At 29.2% G+C, this 8,439-nt stretch carries 7 protein-coding genes and 1 pseudogene; all 8 read right to left on the reverse strand.

Annotated elements, in window-relative coordinates:
- Window position 1: 1 nt before the first annotated feature.
- Window positions 2–598 (reverse strand): TetR/AcrR family transcriptional regulator, encoded by a 597-nt coding sequence (locus FYJ26_RS10170; protein WP_154542073.1) that lies wholly within the window; start codon window positions 596–598, stop codon window positions 2–4.
- A 268-nt stretch (window positions 599–866) separates the two neighbouring features.
- Window positions 867–1,041, reverse strand: a pseudogene (locus FYJ26_RS10855) (sigma-70 family RNA polymerase sigma factor); the annotation flags it as partial.
- Window positions 1,042–1,258: 217 nt separating this feature from the next.
- Window positions 1,259–2,680: an ABC transporter ATP-binding protein gene (locus FYJ26_RS10175; protein WP_154542075.1), complete on the reverse strand. Its 1,422-nt coding sequence runs from the start codon at window positions 2,678–2,680 to the stop codon at window positions 1,259–1,261.
- Window positions 2,668–3,420, reverse strand: a complete 753-nt coding sequence (locus FYJ26_RS10180) for an energy-coupling factor transporter transmembrane component T (protein ID WP_326831259.1) — start codon at window positions 3,418–3,420, stop codon at window positions 2,668–2,670. The genes FYJ26_RS10175 and FYJ26_RS10180 overlap by 13 nt, the downstream gene beginning before the upstream one ends.
- Complete coding sequence (locus FYJ26_RS10185; RefSeq protein WP_019118518.1) at window positions 3,350–3,940, reverse strand: MptD family putative ECF transporter S component; 591 nt, start codon at window positions 3,938–3,940, stop codon at window positions 3,350–3,352. Before FYJ26_RS10185 ends, FYJ26_RS10180 begins: the two co-directional genes overlap by 71 nt.
- Before the next feature lie 10 nt (window positions 3,941–3,950).
- Window positions 3,951–5,684 (reverse strand): ABC transporter ATP-binding protein, encoded by a 1,734-nt coding sequence (locus FYJ26_RS10190; protein ID WP_154542077.1) that lies wholly within the window; start codon window positions 5,682–5,684, stop codon window positions 3,951–3,953.
- Between the two features lies 1 nt (window position 5,685).
- Window positions 5,686–7,416 carry an ABC transporter ATP-binding protein gene (locus FYJ26_RS10195; protein ID WP_154542079.1) on the reverse strand — a complete coding sequence of 577 codons (1,731 nt, stop codon included), beginning with the start codon at window positions 7,414–7,416 and terminating at the stop codon, window positions 5,686–5,688.
- 57 nt (window positions 7,417–7,473) lie between these two features.
- Complete coding sequence (locus FYJ26_RS10200) at window positions 7,474–8,112, reverse strand: TetR/AcrR family transcriptional regulator (RefSeq protein ID WP_456237005.1); 639 nt, start codon at window positions 8,110–8,112, stop codon at window positions 7,474–7,476.
- Window positions 8,113–8,439: the final 327 nt, after the last annotated feature.

The following is an 8,439-nucleotide window of genomic DNA, read 5'->3' on the forward strand; positions in this document are numbered from 1 at the left end:
TTTAACTCCTTTCATCATCTTTTTTCATAACATTTGTAAAATAAGTCTCTATCATTTCAGTTAAATATATCTTATTTTTTACAAAATTCTCACGTGCATTCAAAATTTCGCAAGCCATCAATCCAGAATTTATAATATTAATCATAAATTCAAATGTATTATCAGAAGGTAACTCGTTAAACAAAGTAGAGAACAATTCTTTAAATACTTGTATGGACTCTTTTTTTATTTTCACATATAGTTCTTTCAGATCATCATTTTCTTTTAACTCACATAAAAACATAATATAAAGCTTTACATAATCACTATCTGCAAGTATCTTGTCTATAATCATTCTCGAAAACAACTTCGGACTTAATATTAAATCTTCATCATAAATTGATTTTTGAATAATATCCTTTCTATTTAAATTACCTTCTACCATAATGTCATATAAGATTTCATAAGTAGAACCATAATGATGATACAACCCACCTCTAGAAAGCCCAGTAGCTTCCATAATGTCATTCATAACTGTATTTCTAAATCCCTTATCCAAAAAGACTTTAATAGCTGCTTGTCTAATCTGCTTTTTTCTTTCATCGGCTTCCATTTTCATTTCATAAACAACCTCCATACCGACACTCTTGTCGGTATTATTGTATCAACTCTGATAATCATTGTCAATAGCTTTGCTTATACTTCTTATTTAATTTCTTTAAATGAAGAATAACTTAATACACGCTTAATGCTTATAAGGGGCGGAAGTGTAAATAATTTTGTGTATCAACCTAAATCTTGATTAAAGGGTAAGGGTTGATACATTTTTTATGCTTCAATCACATTTGTGTGGCTACAACTTTTTCTACATCAACATTTTTATCTTATAGATTATCTTCAAAATCCCGTCATGATCCAATGATGAAAAAAGAGCAAGTGGTTTTTCTTGTCCATCTGCTCTAAATACTTTTCGTGTTCTTTTTCTTGCCAGTAGACTTTGTATATCTGCTCGATTAGTTTAATTTTTTTTGCACCGACATAAAGGTAATATTCTTTTGTCATTTATGTTTCCTCCATTCTTTTTGTTTTTATGTTTTTAGTCAAAAAAGAGGACTCCTGCTCTTGGGCACGGTTAGTCCTCTAAAATGAACGAAACTATTTTTAATATAGATTCTTTTTGGATTTGCTATATTATTTTTAACAGATATATTATATAAATATCGTCTTTCGATGTTTAAGTCTATTTCCTCCTTGTTTTAATATATGATAAGTTGAAATATTACATTTGCTCAATAAATTCAAATATTTTTTCTTCATTATTAAATAAGACAAACCTATCATAATTATTTTTATCTAGAGTTAAAGCAAAATTACAACACTTAAAAAGAAATTCCAAATCATGAGTTATAATAACTATTGAAATCTTTTTAGAATACTCATTTATAAGCTTAGCCATAATTTCCATATTCTTATAATCAAGTCCTGATGTTGGTTCATCTAATATGATCACTCGTCTATTTGATAGAAAAGCAGTAATTACAGCTAGCCTTTGTTTCTGACCTCCTGATAATTTTTGAGGATGTGATGTTCTTTTCTCCCAAAGATTTATTTCCTTTAAAAGTTTTTTAATTTCTTCTTTATCAGATGATATAGACAGGAGTTCATTTTCAACTGTATCTAAAAATATTTGTGAATCTACATCCTGCTGGACTAGGTAAGAATTTTTTAGTCTTTCTTTTTCTCGTACACCTATACTTGTATCTTGATTTTTTCCAACAAGTCCAGTTATTATTCTTGATAGAGATGTCTTACCCGATCCATTTTTCCCAAGTATTCCTAAAACTTCTCCCTTTTTTAAATCAAAAGAAATGTTTTCTAAAATGCTTTTCTTACCAACACTTACATATATATTATTAAAAAATTCTACAGAATCTTTTTCAAAAAAAATTCTTTCAGTTTTTAAGTTTTTTTCTTCTAAAGTCCTAAGTCCTAATTCTTTGGCTAGATTATTATTAAAATTTTCTCTTGTGAAAATTTCATTGATTGTTGCACCTTTCATAAACACAATTCTATCAAATAAGTTTTTTAGATAATAAAGTCTATGCTCGGCTACTATTATGGTTTTACCCATAGATTTTAATTCTTTTAAAATCTCTTTAAAGCTTTCAATAGAATCATAATCTAGAGAAGAAGATGGTTCATCAAAAAATAAAATTCTACTATCTTGAATAAGAGCTGAAGCAATAGCTACTCTCTGTCTTTCTCCTCCTGATAGTGAAAAAATAGATTTATCAAGCAGTTTTTCTATTTTAAGCAATTTACTTATAGACTCTATCTTTTCTATAATCAAATCTCTTTTAATTCCCAAGTTTTCTGCCCCTAAGGCAATTTCATCATAAACATTTGTACAAAAAAACTGATCTTTGGGATTTTGAAAAACAATGGATAAAATTTTTGAAAGTTCTCCTTTTTTATATTCATTTATATCTCTTCCTAAAATTTCAACCTCTCCATCTAATTTTCCTTCATAAAAGCTTGGAAAAAGACCCGTAATTATTCTTATTAGTGTGCTCTTCCCACAACCAGAATTGCCTGTTAATAAAATAAACTCTCCATCTTTGATATTAAATTTAATATTTTTTAAATTCTCATTTTCTCCATAAGAAAAAGATTTAATATTAACACTAATCACATTTTCCATAGACTTGCTCCTAGCATAATAACTGTGCTAACCCACATAAAATAATCAAATTTTGAAAATTGCAAATTATATATGGATGTTTTTTTACAATCTATTTCAATCCCCTTTAAAATAATTGAACAGGTTAATACATCGCTTATTTCAAGACATTTATAAAGTAAAGGCACAAAATAAAGCTCAAAAGTCTTTATTGGGTGAAATATACTAGTATTAAATCCTCTTATCTTTTGTCCATCTTTTATTTCTTGGAGTCTTATTTTTATTTCAGGTATAAACCTAAAGAATAAAGCAATAGGAAGTCCAAAGCTTGTAGGCATTCCTCTATTAGTAAAAGAAGCTACAATAAAAGATGCCGAATATAGACTCATAACTCTTGCCATGATAAATATAGGAGCGTAAAGAAATATAATTCTAAGCATGAGATATATCGAGCCAATAAAGACACCACCCAAATAATTTTCTAAAATCCTTATTAAAATAAAAATTACAATCAAAAATAAAGTAAATTTAAAACTTAACTTTACTGAATAAATGGATAATGATAACAAGCTTAATAGTAGACATGTAATATAAAAAGCTTCATCTCCTATTGTGAGTATTATAGAAAAGATTATAATTAGCCCAATTATAGTAATTGGGCTAATTACTTCCTTTTTCTCTTTTTTACTTTTAACCAAGAACACTTTTTTTATTCCTCCCAGCAAAAAACTTATTATAGATATATGATCCAAATTTTGCACCAATGATTGATGCAATTATGGAAATAACAAAACAAATTCCAATATTTGCAGGTGTGTAAAAGTTTCTTAAAAAGTCAAAGTAGTCCGCTCCCATCATTTCAAGCATCGCCTTAGATTTTGAAAAGAAAAACACAATTATCATAGGATGAAGTGAATATACAAACATACCCGCTCCAAAAGCAAGACCAACCTTACTATTGCCTCTATCATAATTTTCACTACTTCCCACTACAAGTTCAGCTAATATTCCAGCAATGGTATTTATAATTATAATAGGCCACATCCCCATAAGAGTGTAGAATAGTCCTATCAAAAAGAAATATAAAAATGCGGTTCCCCTCACCTTTACACTCCTTGCCAAAATTACAAATACTGGCGCTACTACAATCGTAGCAAAGGCGCAAGACAAATATAAACTAGGCATTACACCTAAAGCTCCTGTAGCATAACCAAGTCCCATTGTTAACACAAATCCTATAACTGAAAAAACAGCAATTTTTACAATATTTTTTAAATTCATTTTCTCCTCCTTATTTAATTTTCCAATTTTCAGCTTTTTCTCTGATTTTAATGAAATCAGAATATATACCTTCTTCTTTAATTAATTCGTCATGTTCACCTTTTTGAACAATTTGACCCTTTTCTAAGACGATGATTTGATCAGCGTTTTTTATGGTATTTAATTTATGGGCTATCATAATCACCGTCTTCTCTTTCATTAATGAGTTAATCGCAATTTGTAATTTGTCCTCATTTTCTGGATCAACATTTGCAGTTGCCTCATCTAAAATTATAATTGGTGCATCTTTAATAATTGCTCTTGCTATTGATATTCTTTGTTTCTCACCTCCCGAAAGATTAGCACCCCCTTCTCCTATTACTGTGTCATATCCCTTTGGCAAAGCCATAATAAAATCATGACACGCAGCTTTTTTTGCAGCATTTATGACTTCCTCATGACTTGCATTAGGATTTCCAAATTTTATATTGTTTTCAATAGTATCATTAAATAGATATACTGATTGAAAGACTATGGAGATATTATCCATCAATTCTTCTAAACTAATATCTTTTATATTTACTCCACCTATTGTAATATCTCCACTATCTACATCCCAAAATCTAGCAATGAGCTTTGATAGGGTTGTTTTCCCAGCTCCTGATGGTCCTATAAATGCCACAGTGGTTTTTTCAGGAATTTTAAAAGATACCTTATCTATTATTTTTTTATTTCCATAGGAAAAAGAAACATTTTTAAATTCAATATTTCTTTTACTTGTTAATTTTAGACCAGCCTTCGATTTCATCTCACTAAGCGACATAATATCATCAACTTTATCAATAGAACTTGCTACTATTCTTAGCTCTGACATTGAAGATCCTGCCTCCTGAATCTGAGAAAATATCATATAAGACATAATCAATGTCATCAAAGAGTTTGTTAAATTCATAGTTTGATCAAAATAAAATCTAATAGCCAAATACATCAATATAAATGATGCAACATTTAAAATTAGAGAAGAAAAAATTGTATAAGGAGTAAATCTTCTCTCTACTTCTAAATTAGTTTTTTTACTCTCAAAAATAGCATCTCTTGTGTTTTTATCTCCCTTACCCGTTAAATTAAATGATTTAATAACAGGCATGGCTTGTATATGTTCTAAAACTCTATCAGATAAATTAATTTGGGCATTGGCTCTTTTGGGAGCAACTTTAGCTGAAACTTTTTGCATTCTATCACTAACATAAAGGTATATTAATGTTGCTATTGCAACTACAATCCCAATTCTAATATCAAAAACAAAAACCATGATAGTAAAAACAAAGGCTGTTAAAAATCCAGTAAGCATGGTTATGAGAATTGAAGGAACAGTGTTTTCTGTTTCGCTTAGCCCTGTTGTTAATATTCCTGAAATATTTTCCATTTTTGAATTATTTAGTAAACCCATTGGAATTTTTTTCAACTTATCTGTCATTTTAATTCTTGCATTTGCAACCATAAAATAACCTGCATGAGTTTGTCTTAACTGTGCGTAATAATTTGTTATCATTCGTCCAAATATAGATGCAAGAATAATAGCAAAAGCCATTAAGGATGTTCTTAATTTTTCTCCATTATTTACAACACTTAACAAAATAAAGTAAACTGCTCCCATTTGCAAAACATAAAAGAATGCATGAATTACTGATACAACTAAAGATTTATTTAAGTTTGACTTCTCCTTAGCTGAAAACCTCCAAATTTTACTTAAGGTTTCTAACATATTAATCCTCCTTTCCTATACTTGTTTTCCAAAGCTTCTTATAAGTCTCTGAAGAATTTAGAAGATCTTCATGCTTACCAGAGTCTTCAATTTTTCCATTATTTACTACAAAAATCTTATCCGAATCTTTTATTGTATATAATCTGTGTGCAATCACGATTACAGTTTTATTTTTAATTAATTCATTTAAAGAATTTTGAATTAAATATTCATTTTCTGGATCCATATAGGCCGTTGCTTCATCAAATATAACTATAGGGGCGTTTTTTAGCATCGCTCTAGCTATAACGATTCGCTGCCTTTCGCCTCCAGAAAGACTTTCACCTTGTTTTCCAACCCTAGTTTCATATGAATTTTCCAAATGAGATATAAATTCATGACAGCCAGCTTTTTTTGATATTTCCTCAACTTCTTTATCGCTCGCCTTAGGGTCACCCATTCTTATATTTTCCCTTACAGTATCATCAAATAAAAAGTTGTCTTGGGACACAAAAGATACCTGATCATAAAGCTCTTCTAAAGGAATGTTTTCATAAGGAATATCGCCCATCTTAATCTCACCCTTCTTTACATCCCAAAATCCTGCAATTAATTTTGCAATAGTAGATTTTCCGCCACCTGACAAACCTACAAAAGCATTTTTAGTTCCTTCTTTTATTTGTAAGGAAATATCTGATAAGATTTCTTGACCATCTTCGTACTCGAAACTCACATTATTAAGCTCTATATCATGATTTTTAATAACAATTTTTTCTTCACTGTGAATTTGCTCAGTCGCATTAAGAACAGACTCCACATTTTCTACTAAAGTGCCTACTTGAGCTCCTATAGTTGTAAATCTCATCATAGTATTTAGTAATCCTTGTAAGGAAAAGGATAAAATTATGGAAAGTAGATATCCTGTTAAGGATAAAGATCCATTCTTATAAAAGATATATCCCAATGGAAGTATAGCTAGAAGAGTAGTTGGAGTGATTGCTTTTGACATTGACATTCCAAATTGAGTTTTTGTCATCCAGTCATAATAATATTTAGCATTAGCATAAACTTTGTCGGTGATTTTTTTATAAGTTTTATCTGTCTGATTATATGACCTTATCACTTCTAACCCATTTACGTATTCTACAAGAGAAGAATTCATTTCTCCTCCGATTTTCATCGCACCAGCAAAATTATCTCCATAAGATTTAAAAACACTTACCATAAAAAACATACCTATTGGAAATGATACGAGGGATAAGAGTCCCATTCTCCAGTCTACAAATAAAAGATATAAAAATACAAAAACAGGACCTAGTAAATTTGCTGTCATTTCAGGGAACATGTGAGCAAGTGGACTCTCCATACTTTCTACCTGATCAACAATTTTTTGCTTAAAAGCTCCACTTGGAGTTTCGCTTATTGTTCCAAGAGAAAGTTTAGGAAGTTTCTCTATCATTTTTATCCTAATATCAGCAAGTATAGAAAAAGTAGACTTGTGGGAAATAGATAGAGACCATGCATATAATAAAGTTTTTAAAGCATAACCAAGTAGTCCAATTAAACACCATAAGATATAGTAATTTTTATCAGTATCATTTGATATAAGTCCTTCAGCAATTTTCCCTCCACTTATAAAGGGAAGTATTCCAAAAATAACTCCAAGACTTGCTAGTAGCACTGACAGATTTAAACTTGACCTATGATTGTTCGCCAATATCATTAGTTTTTTAAATTGATTTTCTTTTTTCATAATTTCCACCTCCATAAAAAGATAACTTAGTTATCATATTTTTAAAAAAATTAAGGATTATAATCCCCTAATCTTTTTCCAACCATCATTAAAAAATCCCGCTATAATCTTTGCATTATGAATTGCTTCTTCCTTACTATTAGAATGTACTACTAATTCTGATAGCGCATAAATGTAAGCATGGTTTATAAGATGTAGTCCCTCATCAGTAATAACGCTCCTATATCCATTCTTATAAATTAGGTTTAAAATTTTTTTATGATTTTCATCTTCAAATCCTATAATTTCATCAATAAAGTTCTCGTATTTTGTACCATATGAAGAAAAAATCAAAAGCTCAAAAATATCTTTATTATCATAAAAGAAAGATACGGACTTTACAGATGCTTCTTCTTTCATTTTCAGTATTTCTAATAACTTATTTTTACTTAACTCTTCATTAGATTCATAAGTTTTAAGACTTTTGCTTTCATAATTTTTATAAATATCAAGAATCTGACTTGCAAAAGGTTCTACCAAATTTGTAAACAAATTTTCCTTATCATCAAAATGACGGTAAAAAGCTCCTGTAGTTACCCCAGCTTCTTTGCAAATCTTTCTTAAGTTAGATTTCTCATAACCATCTTTTAAAAAGTTTTTTATACCACTTTCTAAAATTTTGCTATGAGTAGCATCATACCCACTTAAACTCAACACTCATTCACCTTCTTCCTACTACAAAATCCAACCATGATAACTTAGTTATCATTATATATACTCATCTTCTTTTTGTCAATACGAACAGTAGAAAATCATACTTAAGTATGATATAATTATTGATAATTAAATACACGCTTAATGCTTATAACTTTAATAGACCAACTAAGGAAGTCAATAGTTATTTTTAAAAATTTTTTAAAATTTTTTCAAGTCACAAAACTTAAAAATGTGCATAGCAAACAAGCCTCATATACTTTCATTTTTTGAGGCAACACTTTTAAAAATTTATGCGACTAACTTACTTTTTTCTCGAATTAGTTTTTG

Origin of the sequence: Anaerococcus porci, assembly GCF_009696575.1 — a bacterium.
Taxonomy (GTDB): domain Bacteria; phylum Bacillota; class Clostridia; order Tissierellales; family Peptoniphilaceae; genus Anaerococcus; species Anaerococcus porci.

Bases quoted from the DNA above. Each gene is read 5' to 3' on its own strand.
- FYJ26_RS10170 (WP_154542073.1), bottom strand. From the start codon at position 598: ATGAAAATGGAAGCCGATGAAAGAAAAAAGCAGATTAGACAAGCAGCT.
- FYJ26_RS10185 (WP_019118518.1), bottom strand. From the start codon at position 3,940: ATGAATTTAAAAAATATTGTAAAAATTGCTGTTTTTTCAGTTATAGGA.
- FYJ26_RS10175 (WP_154542075.1), bottom strand. From the start codon at position 2,680: ATGGAAAATGTGATTAGTGTTAATATTAAATCTTTTTCTTATGGAGAA.
- FYJ26_RS10195 (WP_154542079.1), bottom strand. From the start codon at position 7,416: ATGAAAAAAGAAAATCAATTTAAAAAACTAATGATATTGGCGAACAAT.
- FYJ26_RS10190 (WP_154542077.1), bottom strand. From the start codon at position 5,684: ATGTTAGAAACCTTAAGTAAAATTTGGAGGTTTTCAGCTAAGGAGAAG.